This is a genomic window from Robertkochia flava (assembly GCF_020166515.1).
Classification (GTDB): domain Bacteria; phylum Bacteroidota; class Bacteroidia; order Flavobacteriales; family Flavobacteriaceae; genus Robertkochia; species Robertkochia flava.
In genome coordinates this window covers 322,704-340,796 of sequence record NZ_JAINZT010000007.1, presented here as the reverse complement: position 1 = coordinate 340,796, position 18,093 = coordinate 322,704, and the positions used below count along the sequence as shown (strand labels likewise).

Sequence of the window (18,093 nt, the reverse complement as noted above, 5' to 3'; positions counted from 1 at the left end):
CTCCATTATCTGCTTTATCCTTTAAAATATATCTCTTCTTAACTGAGATATCTACAACCCAAAATATGATTTTGGTCAGTCCCCGCTCCTGTCACTTTTTATATCTTGCTGCTCCCCCCTTTGGTTCACAGCCCCATCTTATTTTCAGGATTGCCTGCTCAGAAAATGGAGGTAAAATAAGATCAAATTGTGAAACCCATGAAATATTTAATTGTATACGGCACAGGAGAGGGTCAAACCCGTAAGATCGCAAGGTTCATCGAGACCGTCCTGGACGAATCCGGACATCAGGCCACCATCGCAGATGCGACCGAAGAACCCCCGGGTCCGGATGCCTATGAGGCCATTATTATTGGAAGTTCGATTCACACGAATTCCTATCACAATGCGGTAAAACAATACATACTGCAACATAGTGCTGCACTGAATCATAAAAAGTCTGCGTTTTTTTCCGTTGGGATGGCCATGGCATCGCATATTGCAGAAGAGCAGGAAGAGGTCTATTCGATGACCGGCAAATTTCTGGAGCAAACCGGCTGGAAGCCCGATAAGATATGGTACCTGGCCGGGGCCCTTCGGTTTACGAAATATGACTATTTTAAACGACTCGTGATGCGACTGATGGCCAAACGGCAGGGCATTACCGTAGATACAGCTTCTGATTATGAATATACCAACTGGGACGAACTCAAAGCTTCTATAGCAGACTTTGAAATCTCTGGCACTGATTAAAATCTTGAAACTTCAAAAATCAGTCTCGTAAATTTCCAAAATTCAGCAAATAAAACCTTTAATTATATAGCATATAATTTATATATTTCCCCTTCAAACCAAAAATGCTACCCCAGCTTCCGGAGTACTATTAATCTTAAACCTATGACCAGAGAAGAACAACTTCGCTTTTGCAAGACCTGTAACCACCAGACTTTTGATATTAAATATGGTATTATATGTGGAATCACTCAAGAGAAGGCGAACTTCGAGGAACACTGCGAGCATTACGATGTAAACCAGGAACTTGTGCAAAAGGAAGAAGTACAAACACGGGAAAAGGAGCTGGAGGCCCAGACGGCATCCAAATCGTTGCGCGTTGCCAATTTACTTCTGGATTATTTCTTTAACCTTATTTTCTCTTTTTTTGGAGGGATGCTTCTGGGACTGCTCATGGGTGTTTTCTACCCGGCAGGATTACAGATCTTTGAAACCAATAATTTACTGGTAGAACTCTCTTTAGGCTTTCTGTTTGGAATGCTGTATTTTACCTTCTTCGAAACACTCACGGGCAGAACTCCGGCCAAATTCATTACCCGAACCAGGGTGGTAACCCTTGACGGGGAGCAACCCGGATTTGAGACCATTCTTAAAAGATCGCTTTGCCGTTTTATACCTTTTGAGGCCTTCTCTTTTTTGGGGGAAGAATCCAGAGGATTGCACGACTCCATTTCAAAAACCAGGGTTATCAGAACCCGCTGATCATTTCCAGGAGCTAACTGAGGAAAGCCGCCTATGTATTTGCAGGCAGATAACAAAGTAGAAAAGGGTTCCGTAACTTTACTGCAAACAGGAAGTCATTACTATGGAAATCGAACTGATCAAAGGAGACATCACCCGGCAATCTGTGGATGCCATCGTCAATGCAGCCAATACCTCCCTGCTAGGTGGCGGCGGGGTGGATGGGGCAATACACAGGGCGGGCGGACCGGCTATTTTGGAGGCCTGCAAAAAGATCGGAGGATGCAAAACAGGGGAAGCGGTATTAACCCCGGCAGGCCAACTTCCTGCAAGGGTCGTTATCCATACCCCCGGCCCTGTCTGGCAGGGCGGAGACCAAAATGAAACGCGGCTTTTGGAAAACTCCTATCGCAACAGTTTAAAACTGGCTGACGCCCATAAACTTCAATCTATTGCCTTTCCCAATATCAGCACCGGTGTTTACGGATTTCCCAAAAAAGAGGCGGCCAGCATCGCCCTGACCACTGTAAAGAACTTTACCCCGGAACACCTGAAAAAAGTGGTCTTTGTATGTTTTGATGAAGAGAACTATTCCATTTATAAAACTGCTTTAGGACAAAACTAATTTCGTTCCTGATATTAGTGCTTTGGTATGACCTTACCTTCAACCTGAGAATTTCCTGAACCATCTTTTAAACAGGGACAACAGATCATTTCATTTTAATGCTTAGTTTTACAATAACCTAATCAGTAATCCAATGGAAGTACATGAAACGGCGTTTGTTACCTGTGCATTCAGAGCTATGCATGAGGAATTAAGCCAGGACCCTTATGCCCGGTTATGGATCGACGAGCCCATTCGCGAACTTAGTCAGCAGTATCTTCAGGATGTGACCCCGGAAGAATCGGTAGCCCACAGCCTGCGCAACCGTTTTTTTCTGGATACCCTTAAACATCTGGTTAAGCATAATCAGGTCGAATTTCTTATCAATTTTGGTTGTGGATTCAGTATGTACCCTTTTCTGCTGCCGGACACCCTGAAACATATTGAAATCGATCTCCCAAATGTGATCGATTACAAGCAGCAAAGAATTGACTACTGGCAAAAGAAGAACACCCTTCCGCAACGGGATATTCATCATATTGGGTGCAACTTCGGGTCCGATGATTTTAGTGTACTACTGGAAAAGATCAGGAGCATAAAAGGAACGGCTTCGAGCTTCATTTTGCTCGAAGGTGTGTTGTTCTTTTTAAATGGGGAGCAAACTGATGACCTTTTTAACCTGTTTCGCGAGATCCAGGCTCCGAATGACACTTTAGGAAGCGTATCCTTTCGCCAGGAAGACACAGGAAACCTTGCATTTCAAAGATTACTGCAGTTTATAAAATCGGTTTCCGGAGATCCGCATGCACCGGTTCATTATCAAACCGTGGAAGATACGTTTTATAAGCAGCTTCCCTCCTATCGTCTCAGCGACCATCAGGATTTCTATTCGATGGCCGATACTTCCGGCTACCAACCTCGTCATAAACCGGATATGATCATCAACGAACAATTTTACGTCCTGACCCGAACTTCCTGAATCACTTCTACGTTTTAAGCTCATGAAAAGTTTCTGAGGCAATCTCTTTGAATTTTATCATAAGTGCTTAAATTTCTGAAGGTGCAAAACCAGACCCTGCCTTTCCGTCACAGGTTGATCCAAATCACTTTTTGCACCCTTTTACTACCGGTTGAACATCCTGAACCATCCATTAAGGGTTCTTTACAGCAGATAATACAAATACTTTTCTTACTTTAGATCAACGGTTTACACACTTAAGACTCCCCGGTCAGGGATGGATCTAAGTGTGTTTGTCAACACCTTTTTAGCGCTAAACGTCCCCTGAAATGGCAATAATTAACAAAACACAGCGAATTCTTTTAGCGATGCTGTTCTGCATTATTCTTTTTTCCGGTTGCAGGCTTCCTGAACCCGAAAAGAAAATGCGTATTGCAGTCGCTTCGAATATGCAGTTTGCCATGGAAGAGCTTACGGAAGCTTTTTTTAATACTGCCGGGATCGATTGTGAGATGATCACAGGTGCATCAGGCCAGTTAACAGCACAGATCAGGGAAGGCGCTCCCTTTAATCTCCTGGTTTCTGCCGATATGAAATACCCCATGGAGGTCGAAAAGCAAGGGTTGGCTGCCAGTACACCCCAGGTATATGCCTATGGTAAAATTGTGATCTGGACCATGGATAAGGAATTGGACCCCAGTTTTGAGAACCTGACAAATGAAAAGGTGGAACATATCGCCATTGCAAATCCGCAACTGGCACCTTATGGTATTGCAGCCGTGCAGGCCCTTCGTTCCAGCGGAGTTTATAATAAGGTCAAAGGAAAACTCGTATTTGGAGAAAGTATCGCTCAAACCAATCAATTTATTGCCACACAGACTGCAGACGCTGGAATCACAGCCAAATCTGTCGTAGTGTCTCCTGCTCTCAGGGACAAGGGAAAATGGAAGGATATCGATTCCAGAACCTACGATGCGATAGAACAAGGTGTGGTTATCATTAAAAATCCTAAGGGAGATTACAGTAAAGAAATCCTTTTTTGTAAATTTCTAAACTCAGAACCTGCTCAAAAAATCTTACGCAGGTATGGGTATTCCGTGGATGAATAGATTGTCAGGACATATTTTGGATATAGAAACTGCAGGGGATCTTTCCATAGTCACCATTGCTGTATCCCCATCGATACAAATCAGGGCTATTGTGATCGAAACTCCCGGTACTGCCACCTACCTGGAACAGGGGCACCCTGTGGATGCCGTTTTCAAGGAAACCGAGGTCATTCTAAGCACAGATCCCAATCCTGCCATAAGCATCAGCAACAAGATCCCATGCGTCATTAAAAGTATAGAATCCGGCCGGCTTATGACCCGGGTGGAGCTGCAGTGTGCCGAAGCTGTTATTACCGGAATCTTACCCTCGGCAGCACTTGAAGAATTACGACTTGAGGAGGGACAATCTGTTTTGTCCCTAGTAAAGTTTAACGAAATTATGCTCACAGCTAAATGAATTGGGAACCCCTGGTATTAACCTTTAAACTGGCCACCGTAACCACCGTTTTACTGCTGGTCATCTCCATCCCAATGGCTTACTGGCTGGCCTATAGTAAGTTTCGCTTAAAACCGGTTGTGGAAGCCCTCATTAGTATGCCCCTGGTTTTACCCCCAACCGTTCTGGGGTTCTATTTTCTTCTGGCTTTTAGCCCAAATAACGCATTTGGTGCCTGGCTAAATGATTGGTTTGGAATACGTCTGGTATTTTCATTCTCCGGCCTGGTGGTCGCCTCCATGATCTACAGTCTTCCTTTTGTGGTACATCCTATCAGCTCGGGACTTTCAGCCGCTCCCCCATCGCTAAGGGAAGCTGCATACCTGATGGGGAAATCAAGGATCACTACTCTTTTTCGCATATTACTACCCAACATACGTTCTTCCCTGCTTACGGCGATCATTTTAGGATTTGCCCACACCGTCGGGGAGTTTGGGGTGGTGCTCATGATCGGAGGAAATATACCCGGAAAAACCAAGGTAGCTTCCATTGCCATATACGACGAAGTGGAGGCTATGAATTACGACAACGCGAATTACTATTCGGCCATCCTGTTTGTGATCACCTTTGCTATTTTACTCCTGGTTTACCTGGTGAACGGAGGCTTTTTTAAACGATTTTGGAAATGATAAGAATGAACGTCGAAAAATCGCTTCGCGCTGCCTCCGGTCCCATGTTACTCGACCTGGATATTCAAATCGGGCAAGGACAGTTCATAGCCCTTTACGGTGAATCCGGTGCGGGTAAAACCTCCGTATTGCGCATGCTGGCAGGATTACTTTCTCCGGGAAAAGGAAAGATTGAGGTACATGGTAAGGTGTGGTATGATTCAGAGCACAAGGTGAACCTCAGGCCACAGCAAAGAAAGATAGGGTTTGTATTTCAGGATTATGCCCTATTTCCGCATCTGAATGTTCGAAAAAATCTGGAATTTGCCCTTCAAAAAAAGCAGGATCCGCAAATCGTTAATGAACTTATTGCGGTTACCGGCCTTACTAATTTACAAAATGAGCTACCCGACACCCTTTCCGGGGGTCAGAAACAACGTGTGGCCCTCGCCCGTGCCCTGGTGCAAAAACCCGATATTTTACTTTTGGATGAGCCCCTTTCGGCATTGGATACCAGAAACCGTTCAAAACTCCAGGACCACCTGCTTATGGTGCACAAAAAATACGAGCTTACCACCATCATGGTAACTCACGATATTGGAGAAATTCATAAGCTGGCGAACCAGGTTATTCATCTCGAACATGGTAAGGTGATCAACACTGGCGCCCCACTCGAGATGTTTTCTAAAAATAAACTCAGCGGTAAGTTTCAATTTACCGGCGAAGTCCTGTCCATTGAAAAACAGGAGGTGATCTACCTGGTGAACGTCCTCATAAATCATGATATCGTAAGGATCATTGCACAGCACGATGAAATCGAGCACCTGAAACCTGGAGACAAGGTCATTGTGGCTTCTAAGGCATTTAACCCCATTCTGATTAAGATTTAAATCATTAAAGTATTGTAACATTCCCTGCAGGATTACATCCTTATGGTAAATATCGGTTGAATGATACACGGATTAAGGACACTTCACATCATAATGCTCCTTCTTTTTATTTCCTGTGAAGAGGAGTCCACCGGATCAGATAGTCTCGAAGGGGCATGGCACTCCGTAGGATATGGCCTTACCCTTGAGCTGCATCATGACCAATACACTTTTTATGATCACAGTCCTGCAGGGTGTATCATGCGACAAGTAGGCAAAAGGAGTGCCATCCATCCCTTTCTCGAATTGCGTTCGGATACCTTAACACTAAAAAAAGGGACAAGTACATACCACTTCGTAAAGGACCTGGAATCTCCGGAATCCTGTCGTAACACAAGGTTCATACAGCCCCAGACGGATATCATGTTGAATTTTGAATATTTTGCCGCTACAGTAAAAGACCACTACGCCTACTTTGCCCTATCTCCGGTTTCGTGGGAAGACATATATCTCAAAGCGAAAACCATCCTAAAAAAGGAACCTACTGAAGTACAACTACTCCGGGTTATGGAGGATATCTTAAATACCCTCGGCGACAACCACGGGTATGTGGAGGCTTCCGAGGGTGTCTCTGAACTCCTCAGGGAACAAAGGGATACAGTAACCTCCGGGAAAGAGGAAAATGAAAAAATCTACGGCGATTTCCAGGTTGCAGACAGGGCTTCAGATTTCTTCCTCGAAAAAGAATACACCCGAAATACCACTCTGATGCGTTGGGGTACGCTCCGGGACAGTATTGGCTACCTGCAGATTAAGGCAATGTGGCTGTTTGCGGAACTGGATATACCGGATACCCTCATAAAAGAAATAGGTCATGTGGATGCCTATGCTGACATAATGAATTCCATTTATGAAGGTAATTACATCGAAAAGGAAAGACAGGGCGTTAGCATCCTCTTGGATACCGTGATGGCCGACCTGAAGGACACTAAAGCCTTGATCATGGATATTCGTTTTAACGGAGGCGGTCAGGATCTGGTAAGCCTGGAAATCCTTAAAAGATTTAATGCTGAACCCCGTGCTGTTGCCCGGAAGCAAGCCCGCTATGGGAATACATTCACCGATCTGCAAACCCTTATGCTGCCGGCTTCAGAAAATCCATATCTTCATCCCGTATTCCTGCTTACTTCCCGCCAGTCGGCAAGTGCTGCCGACTTTCTTACCCTGGCTTCCCTCGAACTCCCTCAATTTATTAGAATGGGTACACCTACCCAGGGCGCCCTTTCTGATGCACTGGAAAAACAACTGCCCAACGGATGGTACTTCTCACTCTCCAATGAGAAGTATTTCGACATGGAGGGCAACTGTTACCAATTTACCGGTGTACCACCGCATATTACCCTGCAATATGATGCAGACAGACAGACATTCTTCCGGCATATTATGACACATACGCAACAAGACACCGAAAATATTATAGAGCTGATAAGGAATTCCCGGACATGGTAGGTAAAAGGACAACTTAGGTGACACGAATCTCCGGGAATGTATTTGCATATTTGTCTACTAAGAATAAAAGATGCATTACAGACCTATGCTATGAAGGCTATTCTGTACATAAATTTAAAACAGGACTTTCTGGGAAATTCAGGACAATTGTCTTATTTTTATAGACAAATTTCCAATTATGAATGCGCAACCCTTAGAAAATGATTACGGAACCGGACACAAGGCGCTGGACAAGGCCATACGAACCTACCTCAGAAAGATCGGAGATACGGCCATAACGGCAGATAAAAATTTCACCTATTCCGATTTCCTGAATAACAAGATGCTCATTATACGCTCGATACGTGAGGGCATTCCTTATCGTTTATTCGCAGTGATCAGGGAGGCTACCCCTTTTAGTGAGGAAGACTGGGCTGCCTATCTCAATATTTCAAGAAAAACCCTTTTACGTCATAAAAACGACCCTGCTTATTTGTTTAAGCCCATACATACCGAAAAGATCATTGAATTGGCAGAGGTCACCTACAAGGGGAAGTCAGTTTTTGATTCTTCAGAACAGTTTTATCTATGGTTGAAAACTCCCTGTTTTGCCCTGGGGCAATTAAAACCTGCCGAATTATTGCGGGATTCCTACGGAAAGGAACTCGTGATGAATGAACTTAACAGGATCGATCACGGAATATTTGCCTGATGAGAGTATACCGGCTAAACCGCAAGAAATATGCGCAACAACTTAGTGGTCACGGAGCGGCATTATCCTCCAACCGATGGAATTCCAAAGGGGTGGAAATGATCTACACCGCTCAGAACAGGGCCTTAGCCCTTGCAGAAGTGGCTGTACATTTTTCTGTTGGCACCCTGCCCTCTGGCTATGTCATGATGGAGATCGAAATACCGGACAGCCTGGAGATCAGCCAGATCCCGGAAGCAGACCTGCCGGCCAACTGGAACCGGTTTCCTCATATCATGGAAACCCGCCTGATGGGCGATGCATTCATACACGAAAAAAAGGAAGTGGTGTGTAAGGTCCCCTCTGCGGTTGTTCCCGGGGAGTATAATTTTCTTATCAACCCTAATCACCCGGATATGGAGAAGATCAGGATATGTGAAATAACGGATTTCCCAATAGATCACCGTCTCTTTCCATAAAACATCCTAATTTAAAAATCCGATAACAGCACAGTCAGTTTCCATACCATAATTAGAAAGCTGACATCAACATACATTCGTTTATGAAAACAGTAATCATAACCGGCAGTGCCCGTAAGGAGGGAGAAACCTATCGTATCGCAACTACCCTGGCGAACCGGGGCCATTGGGACCTGATCGATCTCAGGGATTACGACATCTCCCATTACGATTACGATCATGAAAACAGGAACGATGATTTTCTACCCCTGATGGAAAAAATCGTTGACCAATACCAGAGGATCGTGTTTGCAACGCCGGTATACTGGTATGCAATGAGTGGGATCATGAAGGTTTTCTTTGACAGACTTAGCGACCTTCTCACCATTGATAAGCCTACCGGTATTGGACTTAAGGATAAGCACATGGCTGTTATAAGTTGTTCCAACGGAAACAATCTCGGGGAGGCCTTTTGGTTGCCATTTCAGCAAACAGCCACCTATCTCGGGATGCATCTGGCGGCCACGGCCCACTTCGTCAGGGGAACCGATGTACATCAAACTGCAGAACGCTTTTTTAACCAGTTGAACCGCAAAATATCTCCTGAAGAAAAAGCATTGCCTTTTCAACCCCGTTTTCTCGATCATGTGGCTATAAGAGTGCGCGACCTCGACCTTTCCTGCAACTGGTACAGCAACATCCTGGGACTTAAACCTTACAGATTCCAGGAGTGGGGCCCATTTCCAGTATTTATGATGGCCGGCACCTCGGGGGTAGCGCTTTTCCCTTTAAAGAAAAAGGGAAAGGGCGATATGGACATACCCACCCCCTGCGTGGATCATTTCGCATTTCACATCCCTTATGAGGAGTTTGAAGGTGCCAGGCGATATTTTGAGCATCAGAATATCAATGTTAATGAGCAGGATCACTTTTTCTTCCTTTCCCTTTATATAAAGGATCCGGATGGTCATACGGTAGAACTCACCACCCTTAAACCCGGAATGGATTACTTTTATGACCACCCTTCAGAATGCAAAAAATAATAGTAAATTCGTCCGACCACATCTCAGTTAAACCTTATTACCAGATACAATTATGGCTTCAGGCTTTTTTGCACTTTTAGATGATATTGCCTCCCTGATGGATGATGTGGCCACCATGAGTAAGGTGGCCGGAAAAAAAACTGCAGGTATTCTGGGAGACGACCTGGCAGTAAATGCCGAAAAGGCCTCCGGATTTGTCTCCTCCAGAGAACTTCCTGTGCTATGGGCCATCACCAAAGGCTCCATGCTTAATAAGCTGATCATTCTTCCTGTTGCTTTTCTGCTGAGTGCTTTTGCTCCATGGGCGATCACGATTATCCTTATTGCCGGTGGGCTTTACCTGGCCTACGAAGGTGCAGAGAAGATCTATGAATATTTATTTCACCGCGATTCGCATAAAACAGAGGCTAAACTTGAACCCTTAAGTAAAAAGGAAGTTCTTGAACAGGAGAAAGGAAAGATCAGGTCGGCCATAGTTACCGACTTCATCCTATCTGTCGAGATCATCATTATTGCCCTGGGAACGGTTATGCAGGAAACCCTGCCTACCCGGATCCTGGTGGTTACCTTTATAGCCCTGGTGGCCACAGTGGGGGTCTATGGGATCGTAGCTCTGATCGTGAGAATGGATGACATGGGATACAATCTCATTAACCTGAATAAGGAAGAGCATTCTTTCTCCGATAAGGTCGGTAAACTCCTGGTCAATGCCCTGCCATGGGTGATCAAGTCGCTGGGGGTAATTGGCACCATTGCCCTTTTACTGGTATCCGGGGGTATCTTTGTTCATAATATTCCCTTCATTCACGACCTGTTACATGGTTTACCTTCGATCCTGGCAGAGTTTCTAACGGGTTTGATCATTGGATTTATAGTCCTCGGCATTCTTAATGGATCAAAAAAAATTCTTGGCAAGTCACACTGAAAATAAAAGTTAATGCCCCTTCCCTGAGATCCCCACTGTTAAAAATCCGGGTATTGCCGAATACCCATAAAATTTAATATCTTGCGGCCATTAACCGAAAAGCATCAAAGATAAATGAGAACCCTCTTACCTGTATTATTTGCCGTATTCCTAAGTACACAGGTTTTCGCGCAAAGAAGAAGTGAACTTATTGAAGAAGTCAGTAACCTGAATGGTCAGATTGATTCTCTGGAGACCGAACTGGTTACCACCCAACGGGAGTTGAAGACCGCCCAAACCAAAGCAACCACGATCGAGCAGCAAAACGATCAGTTAAAACGTACCAACCAGGATCTTCTGGACAACCTTAACAAGTTCATTGCAGCCTCTACCCAGAAATCGAGCCATATCACCCAGACCCTGGAGGCACTCCAAAAAAGAGAGGCCCAGTTAAAAGGGATCAATGAGAGTTTCAGTGCTCATGATTCGATTTCATACCAGGTCTTAACCGATTTGAAAAGCACCCTGGGAGAAAACGCCCAGATCGGGGTGGAAAACGGGGCTGTACTGGTAATCTTAAACAATTCCACCACCTTCGCCAATACCAATAACAAGATCGCTTTGAGCAATTCAGGCAGTGATTTCATGAACAAACTGGCAGCCACCATCGCGCGCCACGACACCCTGGCTGTAACCGTTGAGAGCAATGGGAATTCCAGTTGGTCGGGAGTAGCCAACAAGGCTGCGGTAATAGCAGATTATCTCGTTAATACAGGAGGCATTGAAGCGGGCAGGATTGAGGCCGTTGGAAAGGCAGCAGATGCCGATGTAACCTATATCAAGCTTCATCCGCGATTTGACAAATACTACCTTTGGTTAAGAGAAGAGATCAAAAATGGTCGCTAAAACCGGCGATCGGATACCGTATACAATACACAAGAAAGCTGAACATCACCGTTCAGCTTTTTTTATTGCTTCTCCTCCTCCTTTTCCAACTTCCTGAAATATCTTCTAAACAGGAAATTTTCACGGAGGGCATCCATATTTTCATCAAATTTTTGTGTGCCGTGCTCCACATTATCCAGGATCTGTTTTAATTGATCCACCAGTTCCTGGTTTGATGTTAAATAGTCAAGAGCCCCTTCTTCCGATTCCAGTTTACTGCTTATCGCATTTAACGAGGTGCTCACCTCCCTGATGTGGGTTCCGGATTCCTCGAGGTTTTTCATAGTGGTACGGAAGCTTTCGGCAATAGCGGTATCCTTCAGGATGGCATATGCCAGGCCATCCTTATCGTCGAAGCGCGAAGCCATAGTATTGATACTGGCCATGCTGGCTGACACCCTTTCTGAGGTCTCCCGGAGGTTGGCGATGGTCTTTCTGAAATCTCCGGCCAGGGTAGTATCGGCGATCAGCATTCCCAGGGTGCCCTTCCCGGCATTGATGTTTTCGGTAATCTGAATGAGTTGGGAAGTGAGCAGGGAAATATTTTCACTGGTAGTACCCAGGGTACTCATCATTTGTTCTGTTCCCAGCTTGGCATAACCTTCGATAAAATCTCCGGACTGCACCATGGGCGCATCCCCGGCGCCCGGAACAATATTAAGCACCCTGCTCCCCACCAGGCCATCCGATCCTATGTTAGCCACGGCATTGGTCTTAATGAATTCCTGTATCCTCCGTTCGATAACCATATCTACCACCACGGTGGTATCATTGATCATATCGATGTCTTTAACCGTTCCGACATGGATTCCCGAGAACCTTACGTTATTTCCTGTCTGAAGGCCGTTAACGTTCCTGAATTTGGTCTTGAGCCGGAAGGTGTCCTGAAACAGGTTCTGGTCATTTCCTATCAGATACGCGGCCAGCATAAATAACAGTGCCCCCAGGGTAACAAAAATTCCCAGTTTTATATTTCTTGAAGTATTGCTTGCCATATTCATCATTATTTAAAAAACGCCCTCACCTTCTGGTCCTGAGAAGTTGATAATTCGGCGAAGGTTCCTTCTGCGTAATTAACTCCGTCCACCAATAATATCATCCTGTTGGAGATCACCCGTGCACAATCCACATCATGGGTTATGATCAGCGACGAGGTCTGGTATTCATCCTGGATATCCTGCATGAGTTTTATAATCTCCTTTGCCGTTATCGGGTCCAGACCGCTGGTAGGCTCATCGTAAAGTATGATCTTCGGTTTCAGGATCAACGCCCGTGCCAGGGCCACCCGGCGCTGCATACCACCGGACAATTCCGCTGGCATCAGGTCCAGGGTATGTGCCAGCTTTACACTCTCCAGGGCTTCGATAATAAGCGACTCCGTATCGCGATTGCCCACCTTATCGGCATGCCGGCGCAGGGGAAACTCCAGATTCTCCCGTACCGTCATGGAATCGTAGAGGGCACTGCCCTGAAACAGAAATCCGATCTCGGTTCTCAGGGTATCCAGCTCAGGCCGGTCCAAATGGGTTAATTCCTTTCCAAGAATCTTGATACTTCCACTATCGGGCTGCATCAGGCCCACAACACATTTAATCATCACCGATTTTCCCGAACCGGAACGCCCCATGACCACCAGGTTTTCTCCCTGGAAAAGGTCCATATTAAATCCGTTAAGCACTTTATTTTCGCCAAACTGCTTCTTCAGGTCGCGAATCTCCAGCACGCGTGATCTGCCGTCAGGCCCTGACGATGACGTTTTACGTGATGTTTGTGCTGCTTTCATAGGTCGTAAAATATATCGGTGACCACAACGGCCATAAAATCCAGGATAAATAACAGTAACGAAGCCACTACAACAGCCGTATTGGCCGCTACCCCGACGCCTACCGTTCCATGAGAACAATAATAGCCCTTATAACAACCCACCACCCCAATGGCAAGTCCGAAAAAGAACGACTTGATCGTTGAGGGCAACAGGTCCCCGAAGGTAAGGGCGTCAAAAACCTGGTTAAAATACAATTGAAAAGACACATCTCCTTTAACGTGTTCCACCAGGTAAGAACCATAGAGGGCAAGAGCATCACCTATTAAAACCAGTAGCGGAAGCATAAAAATACAAGCCAGCACACGGGTAACCACCAGGTATTTAAATGGATTGGTACCGGAGACCTCCATGGCATCGATCTGTTCAGTTACCCGCATGGATCCCAGTTCTGCCCCGATACCCGACCCGATACGTCCTGCACAAATCAATGCCGTGACCACCGGACCAACTTCCCGCACAATGGTAAGTCCAACCATGGAAGGCATCCAGGATACCGCACCGAATTCTAAAAGGGTAGGCCTCGACTGCATTGTAAACACCAGGCCGATAATAAATCCGGTGATCCCCACCAGGGTTAAAGACCTGTTTCCAACATAATAACACTGGTTCAGGAATTCTGCCCATTCAAAAGGAGGGCGAAAGGCTTCGCGGAAAAAACGGCTTGTAAACCGTGAAAGGGCTCCCACTTCTTCAAAAAAGGAAAACACACGGTCTCTAATGTCTCCAAGGTTTACCATGTGGTATACGTTTGACGAAAATTAAAGTTACGACAATTAAAAAAATCACAGGATATTTCTCACCTTCAGTAACATATTATCGTTTATCGAAGCCTAAAGGACGTTTTTCAGGCCTTCCACATCGAGCACCCTTATGTTTCTTCCTTTTGATGAAATCAATCCCTCGTTCTTAAATTCGGTCAATGCCCGGATAAAACTTTCGGGAGCAATACCGGCCACACTGGCCAGGTCCGAACGCGAGATATAGATCCCTTCCTGGGGTTTGGGTTCCAATTGTTTTAAGAATTGTAAAATGGAGGATGCAGCCTTTTTACGTACGGTTCCATAAGCCATCTGTAATAACCGCTCCTTAAAAGAGAGGATATCTGAAGATAAGAGATCGATGATATCCATGGTGAGATGGTGATTCTTTAAAAGGATACCGGACATAACTTCCTTATTTACCGCGAAGAGCTGAGCCGCTTGTATGGCAATGGAAGTTTCCCTGTACGGCGTGGTTTCCATAAGCGCGGTATAACCAAACAGATCCCCGGGCCTGAAAACCTTATTGATCAGCTCATGTCCTGACTCATCCATGGTGATGGTCTTTACCATTCCTTCCTTTATGAGATATACATAATTGGAATGATTCCCTTCTTCATAAATATGGTCTTTTGCGCGAAATTCAAGGATCTCTCCATATTGAGCGAACCAGGCCTTGAGGTTATCGAGGTTTTGCAGGGAAGGAACCTCCGCAAAATCTCCTTGTTCCTGCTGCTTTTTCCTAAGCAGTTCCACCCTGGCAATGCGGTTTTCAATAGCGCTAATCAACTCCTGTTCTTCAAAGGGCTTCGGAATATAATCGTCTGCCCCCAGGTCCATACCCTTTCTCACATCGGCCCTATCCGATTTGGCCGACATATAAATAAAGGGGATGCGCATGGTTTCCTCATTATGGGAAAGCTTTTCCAGAACCTGGTAGCCGTCCATTCCCGGCATCATGATATCACAAACAATTACATCCGGATGTACTTCCCGGGCAAGTTCCACTCCCCTGGCTCCCTCTGCCGTAGTATATACCTCATAATTATAGAGATCGAGTAATTCGGCAATATTCTCTCTTAACTGATCGTCATCTTCTATTAACAAGACCTTTCTCATTGCTGTAATATTTCTGGGATCATAATGGTAAATTCTGATCCCTCCCCTTCCTCACTGGTAAAAAAGATATGTCCTCCCAGGTTCTGCAGGTGCTTCTTAGCCATATTAAGTCCTATGCCCGTGCCTTTTATATTCTTGGCATTGGATGCCCTGAAGTATCTGGAAAAGATGTATTGCTGTTCGTCTCTGGGGATACCTACCCCCTTGTCCTGCACCCTTATTTTGATAAGTCCCTGGTCGGTGATCCTTTCGGCCAGCAGCCGGATCTCTCCGTCCTCATCGGAATATTTAATGGCATTATTAAGTACATTGGAAAGGATCAGGTTCAACACCACCTTATCCTGGTACATCTGAATGGCACCCACCGGAATATCGGTAAGCAAGGTTTGTCGGGAACCTAACACCTGTTCGCTCTCGTTAACCACCTCCCTCAGCAGATCGCCTAACCAGAATTGGGAGAACCTGTAACTTTCCCGTCCGGCACCCAGCCGTTCAACGGCAAGAAAATCATTGAGCAGCGCATCCAGATGCTGGACTTTGCGCTTTATGCTTTCCAGGTGCTTCAGGCGCTTTTCCTGCTGATCTGTTTCCCTGTACTTTTCAATAAGCATAGCCGAGGTCAGGATACCGCTTAAAGGGGTCTTAAATTCGTGAGAAACCATCTGCATAAAACTGGTTTTTATGGCGTTGAGCTCTTTCTCCCTTCTGAGGGCTTCCCGAACTTTATTCTCGGCCATTTCCCTTTTATCGCACTCGCGGGTAAGATGCTCCACGGTTTGATTGAGCTGTTCTGTGCGTTGCCTGACCTTATCTTCCAACTCTCTGTTCAGTCTTTCTATCGACTTCTCCCGCTGGTATTTATCGGTTACATCGAGAATCAAGGCCACCACAAAGAAGGAATCGTCGGTTACAATAGGGGTAAGCCCCACCTCAAGAGGGATCTCACTGCCATTCTTATGCCTGCCGTAAAGAACCCTGCCACTGGCCATCCGCCTTTTGGAATGCTCCCTTAAAAAACCCTTGAAATATTCCCGGTGCCGGTCTCTTTTAAAACCCGGAATCAGCACTTCAAAATTCTGCCCTTCCAGATCTTTCCGGTCATAGCCGAAAATTTCCAGTAAAGGCTCATTCACTGCAAGTACGTGCTGGTCTGCTCCAACCACCAGGACCCCCTCTGAGATCGAATTGGTGAGGACTTCAAAAACCTCCTGGTAAGCAGTAAAACCCGACATACTCTAATTTACCTTTTTTCCACGATACCCTGTGCATCTGCACGTATTAAAACACACAGCAAAACAGGAAAGGAACCAAACAGATTTCATTTCTCCCTTAAAGCTGAAATCCTGAATCTAATAGCATTGCTATGGTCATCTGTTTGGTTCCGCATCCAAAAATCCTGTTATCAACATAAAGGCATTAGCTGGTTAAGCTCTTTTGTTTTTGCCCTTTCATTACCACGGTAATGGTGTCATAAAGATCTTTTTTATAGGAAATAAATTCTTTCCTCAGTTTTTTGAAATTCAAGGCCACTTCATAGTGCTCTGCCTCCAGCTCCCTTTCTGATCGCTCCCGATGGGACTCATCAATAAGTCTTATCAGGCGATCGTGGTGCAGTTTGACCCTTTGTTTCATCAGTTCGATCTCATTGGAGATGGTTCGCCTGTTTTTAATCAGTACTTTTTCCTGTTCAAAGTTCTTTTCGGCCAGTGCCATAAAATAGTTCCGAAGCATTTCTCCAAAAAATTCCATTTCATTATTCATGAACTCCATTTCCGATAACCAGTCGCCTGCATCCCGATGCAGGACCTCTGCCTTCTTCAGGTCGATCTCTTTTCTGTTATTGCTCGTATTCATCATTCTTTGTTTTAGGGAGGTGAACCTTAATCCACTTCCACCTTTTTTACCCTGCTAACTGTTTCCGGATCTTTTTTAAAAATTCCGATGCGCAGCAGTCCGTCTTCATAATTTGCGCTGATCTCATCCTCACGGGCATCATCAGGCAGCAATACGGACCTGTGAAAACGCTCGAAATTGAATTCTTTACGGGTGTAGTAATCTTCGGTACTTTCTGCAGTGGTTTCCTTCTCTACAGCTATGGTAAGGTACCCGTCTTCCACGGTAACCTGAAAATCCTCCCTGGTCAGTCCCGGAACCGCCAGTTCAAGCTCATATTTCTCCTCATCCTCCCTGACATTCATTGCAGGTTGCCTGAGGACACTCCTGTTCAGGAAATCTTCCCTCAACAGGTTTTCTGAATTGAAGAGGTCTTCCAGTTCCTGAGAGAACCATGGACGTCTTCTGTTAAATTTGATGAGTGACATAACCTGTGATTTAATGTTGAACTTACAATCCCGAATTTAAACTCCAATACCCTTAAAAAAAATGATATAGGTCACCTCCCGCAAAGAATTGTGATGTAAAACGTCCCTGAAAACTGCTATTCCTGCCGGTTTAAAGCCCCTGGCATGACTTTATTTTAATTTCTTTAACATGGAACTCCTTATTTTCTTATTAGGTTTGTACTTATGTATGCAAAAAAGGCACATACCATTATCACTGTATTGTTGGTGACATTTCTCATCTCAGCCAAATTTGCTGCCTATCATTCCCTTTCTCATGAAGATGAATGTATTGAATGCTGTGCATTCTGTGAAAGTGCGATCATCCTGAGTCAGGCGCCTGCCATGATCTCAGATCCAATTGGGTCGGAGTACCACCTGACAGAGCCTATCGAAACTAATGTACAGGCGTTTTTCCCGGGGGAACAATTTCACGCCACAGCCCTCCTCTTCTCCCTGTTTTCCAGGCCTCCGCCTCTGGTATAAA

At 45.3% G+C, this 18,093-nt stretch carries 22 protein-coding genes; 15 read left to right on the top strand and 7 right to left on the bottom strand.

The genetic code is table 11. The annotated features are described in order from the left end of the window. Positions 1–198 precede the first annotated feature (198 nt). From K7R11_RS12675 to K7R11_RS12610, 14 genes are all read left to right on the top strand, one after another. Positions 199–732: a flavodoxin domain-containing protein gene (locus tag K7R11_RS12675; protein WP_224491108.1), complete on the top strand. Its 534-nt coding sequence runs from the start codon at positions 199–201 to the stop codon at positions 730–732. A 144-nt stretch (positions 733–876) separates the two neighbouring features. After that, positions 877–1,473, top strand: coding sequence for an RDD family protein (locus tag K7R11_RS12670; RefSeq protein WP_224491107.1), 597 nt, complete (start codon positions 877–879; stop codon positions 1,471–1,473). Between the two features lie 103 nt (positions 1,474–1,576). Continuing rightward, on the top strand, positions 1,577–2,077 hold the full coding sequence (locus K7R11_RS12665; RefSeq protein ID WP_224491106.1) for an O-acetyl-ADP-ribose deacetylase: 501 nt from the start codon (positions 1,577–1,579) through the stop codon (positions 2,075–2,077). Between the two features lie 133 nt (positions 2,078–2,210). Further along, positions 2,211–3,035 carry a class I SAM-dependent methyltransferase gene (locus K7R11_RS12660; RefSeq protein ID WP_224491105.1) on the top strand — a complete coding sequence of 275 codons (825 nt, stop codon included), beginning with the start codon at positions 2,211–2,213 and terminating at the stop codon, positions 3,033–3,035. 308 nt (positions 3,036–3,343) lie between these two features. After that, positions 3,344–4,123, top strand: coding sequence for a molybdate ABC transporter substrate-binding protein (gene modA, locus K7R11_RS12655; RefSeq protein WP_224491104.1), 780 nt, complete (start codon positions 3,344–3,346; stop codon positions 4,121–4,123). After that, positions 4,116–4,520: a TOBE domain-containing protein gene (locus K7R11_RS12650; protein WP_224491103.1), complete on the top strand. Its 405-nt coding sequence runs from the start codon at positions 4,116–4,118 to the stop codon at positions 4,518–4,520. Before modA ends, K7R11_RS12650 begins: the two co-directional genes overlap by 8 nt. Then, positions 4,517–5,188 carry a molybdate ABC transporter permease subunit gene (gene modB / locus K7R11_RS12645; RefSeq protein WP_224491102.1) on the top strand — a complete coding sequence of 224 codons (672 nt, stop codon included), beginning with the start codon at positions 4,517–4,519 and terminating at the stop codon, positions 5,186–5,188. Before K7R11_RS12650 ends, modB begins: the two co-directional genes overlap by 4 nt. After that, positions 5,185–6,057, top strand: a complete 873-nt coding sequence (locus tag K7R11_RS12640; protein WP_224491101.1) for a sulfate/molybdate ABC transporter ATP-binding protein — start codon at positions 5,185–5,187, stop codon at positions 6,055–6,057. The genes modB and K7R11_RS12640 overlap by 4 nt, the downstream gene beginning before the upstream one ends. A gap of 60 nt (positions 6,058–6,117) precedes the next feature. Further along, complete coding sequence (locus K7R11_RS12635; protein ID WP_224491100.1) at positions 6,118–7,545, top strand: S41 family peptidase; 1,428 nt, start codon at positions 6,118–6,120, stop codon at positions 7,543–7,545. Positions 7,546–7,723: 178 nt separating this feature from the next. Continuing rightward, entirely contained in the window at positions 7,724–8,236 is a 513-nt protein-coding gene (gene parS, locus K7R11_RS12630; RefSeq protein WP_224491099.1) for a type II RES/Xre toxin-antitoxin system antitoxin, read from the top strand. Further along, positions 8,236–8,694, top strand: a complete 459-nt coding sequence (locus tag K7R11_RS12625; protein WP_224491098.1) for an RES family NAD+ phosphorylase — start codon at positions 8,236–8,238, stop codon at positions 8,692–8,694. Before parS ends, K7R11_RS12625 begins: the two co-directional genes overlap by 1 nt. A gap of 83 nt (positions 8,695–8,777) precedes the next feature. Further along, the gene (locus tag K7R11_RS12620; RefSeq protein ID WP_224491097.1) at positions 8,778–9,716 is read left to right on the top strand and encodes an NAD(P)H-dependent oxidoreductase; all 939 of its coding nucleotides are present in this window, start codon (positions 8,778–8,780) and stop codon (positions 9,714–9,716) included. 52 nt (positions 9,717–9,768) lie between these two features. Beyond that, positions 9,769–10,641, top strand: a complete 873-nt coding sequence (locus K7R11_RS12615) for a DUF808 domain-containing protein (protein ID WP_224491096.1) — start codon at positions 9,769–9,771, stop codon at positions 10,639–10,641. Positions 10,642–10,755: 114 nt separating this feature from the next. Then, complete coding sequence (locus K7R11_RS12610) at positions 10,756–11,526, top strand: coiled-coil domain-containing protein (protein WP_224491095.1); 771 nt, start codon at positions 10,756–10,758, stop codon at positions 11,524–11,526. 62 nt (positions 11,527–11,588) lie between these two features. Here the strand turns inward: K7R11_RS12610 and K7R11_RS12605 are convergent, their stop codons facing one another. The 7 genes from K7R11_RS12605 to K7R11_RS12575 form a co-directional block, all read right to left on the bottom strand. Then, positions 11,589–12,560, bottom strand: a complete 972-nt coding sequence (locus K7R11_RS12605) for an MlaD family protein (RefSeq protein ID WP_224491094.1) — start codon at positions 12,558–12,560, stop codon at positions 11,589–11,591. Positions 12,561–12,568: 8 nt separating this feature from the next. Next, positions 12,569–13,348, bottom strand: a complete 780-nt coding sequence (locus K7R11_RS12600; RefSeq protein WP_224491093.1) for an ABC transporter ATP-binding protein — start codon at positions 13,346–13,348, stop codon at positions 12,569–12,571. Next, positions 13,345–14,127: an MlaE family ABC transporter permease gene (locus tag K7R11_RS12595; protein WP_224491092.1), complete on the bottom strand. Its 783-nt coding sequence runs from the start codon at positions 14,125–14,127 to the stop codon at positions 13,345–13,347. The genes K7R11_RS12600 and K7R11_RS12595 overlap by 4 nt, the downstream gene beginning before the upstream one ends. A 93-nt stretch (positions 14,128–14,220) precedes the next feature. Beyond that, complete coding sequence (locus tag K7R11_RS12590; protein ID WP_224491091.1) at positions 14,221–15,267, bottom strand: response regulator; 1,047 nt, start codon at positions 15,265–15,267, stop codon at positions 14,221–14,223. Further along, the gene (locus K7R11_RS12585; RefSeq protein ID WP_224491090.1) at positions 15,264–16,499 is read right to left on the bottom strand and encodes a PAS domain-containing sensor histidine kinase; all 1,236 of its coding nucleotides are present in this window, start codon (positions 16,497–16,499) and stop codon (positions 15,264–15,266) included. The genes K7R11_RS12590 and K7R11_RS12585 overlap by 4 nt, the downstream gene beginning before the upstream one ends. Positions 16,500–16,683: 184 nt before the next feature. After that, entirely contained in the window at positions 16,684–17,121 is a 438-nt protein-coding gene (locus tag K7R11_RS12580; protein ID WP_224491089.1) for a hypothetical protein, read from the bottom strand. A gap of 26 nt (positions 17,122–17,147) precedes the next feature. Then, a complete protein-coding gene (locus K7R11_RS12575) occupies positions 17,148–17,588 on the bottom strand; it encodes an Hsp20/alpha crystallin family protein (protein ID WP_224491088.1) in 441 nt (146 codons plus the stop codon). Positions 17,589–17,792: 204 nt separating this feature from the next. On the opposite strand from K7R11_RS12575, the gene K7R11_RS12570 reads away from it, so the two are divergent. Next, positions 17,793–18,092: a hypothetical protein gene (locus K7R11_RS12570; protein WP_224491087.1), complete on the top strand. Its 300-nt coding sequence runs from the start codon at positions 17,793–17,795 to the stop codon at positions 18,090–18,092. Position 18,093 lies beyond the last annotated feature (1 nt).

Coding starts and splice junctions, on each gene's coding strand:
- K7R11_RS12675 (WP_224491108.1), top strand. CDS start 199: ATGAAATATTTAATTGTATACGGCACAGGAGAGGGTCAAACCCGTAAG.
- K7R11_RS12670 (WP_224491107.1), top strand. CDS start 877: ATGACCAGAGAAGAACAACTTCGCTTTTGCAAGACCTGTAACCACCAG.
- K7R11_RS12665 (WP_224491106.1), top strand. CDS start 1,577: ATGGAAATCGAACTGATCAAAGGAGACATCACCCGGCAATCTGTGGAT.
- K7R11_RS12660 (WP_224491105.1), top strand. CDS start 2,211: ATGGAAGTACATGAAACGGCGTTTGTTACCTGTGCATTCAGAGCTATG.
- modA (WP_224491104.1), top strand. CDS start 3,344: ATGGCAATAATTAACAAAACACAGCGAATTCTTTTAGCGATGCTGTTC.
- K7R11_RS12650 (WP_224491103.1), top strand. CDS start 4,116: ATGAATAGATTGTCAGGACATATTTTGGATATAGAAACTGCAGGGGAT.
- modB (WP_224491102.1), top strand. CDS start 4,517: ATGAATTGGGAACCCCTGGTATTAACCTTTAAACTGGCCACCGTAACC.
- K7R11_RS12640 (WP_224491101.1), top strand. CDS start 5,185: ATGATAAGAATGAACGTCGAAAAATCGCTTCGCGCTGCCTCCGGTCCC.
- K7R11_RS12635 (WP_224491100.1), top strand. CDS start 6,118: ATGATACACGGATTAAGGACACTTCACATCATAATGCTCCTTCTTTTT.
- parS (WP_224491099.1), top strand. CDS start 7,724: ATGAATGCGCAACCCTTAGAAAATGATTACGGAACCGGACACAAGGCG.
- K7R11_RS12625 (WP_224491098.1), top strand. CDS start 8,236: ATGAGAGTATACCGGCTAAACCGCAAGAAATATGCGCAACAACTTAGT.
- K7R11_RS12620 (WP_224491097.1), top strand. CDS start 8,778: ATGAAAACAGTAATCATAACCGGCAGTGCCCGTAAGGAGGGAGAAACC.
- K7R11_RS12615 (WP_224491096.1), top strand. CDS start 9,769: ATGGCTTCAGGCTTTTTTGCACTTTTAGATGATATTGCCTCCCTGATG.
- K7R11_RS12610 (WP_224491095.1), top strand. CDS start 10,756: ATGAGAACCCTCTTACCTGTATTATTTGCCGTATTCCTAAGTACACAG.
- K7R11_RS12605 (WP_224491094.1), bottom strand. CDS start 12,560: ATGGCAAGCAATACTTCAAGAAATATAAAACTGGGAATTTTTGTTACC.
- K7R11_RS12600 (WP_224491093.1), bottom strand. CDS start 13,348: ATGAAAGCAGCACAAACATCACGTAAAACGTCATCGTCAGGGCCTGAC.
- K7R11_RS12595 (WP_224491092.1), bottom strand. CDS start 14,127: ATGGTAAACCTTGGAGACATTAGAGACCGTGTGTTTTCCTTTTTTGAA.
- K7R11_RS12590 (WP_224491091.1), bottom strand. CDS start 15,267: ATGAGAAAGGTCTTGTTAATAGAAGATGACGATCAGTTAAGAGAGAAT.
- K7R11_RS12585 (WP_224491090.1), bottom strand. CDS start 16,499: ATGTCGGGTTTTACTGCTTACCAGGAGGTTTTTGAAGTCCTCACCAAT.
- K7R11_RS12580 (WP_224491089.1), bottom strand. CDS start 17,121: ATGAATACGAGCAATAACAGAAAAGAGATCGACCTGAAGAAGGCAGAG.
- K7R11_RS12575 (WP_224491088.1), bottom strand. CDS start 17,588: ATGTCACTCATCAAATTTAACAGAAGACGTCCATGGTTCTCTCAGGAA.
- K7R11_RS12570 (WP_224491087.1), top strand. CDS start 17,793: ATGTATGCAAAAAAGGCACATACCATTATCACTGTATTGTTGGTGACA.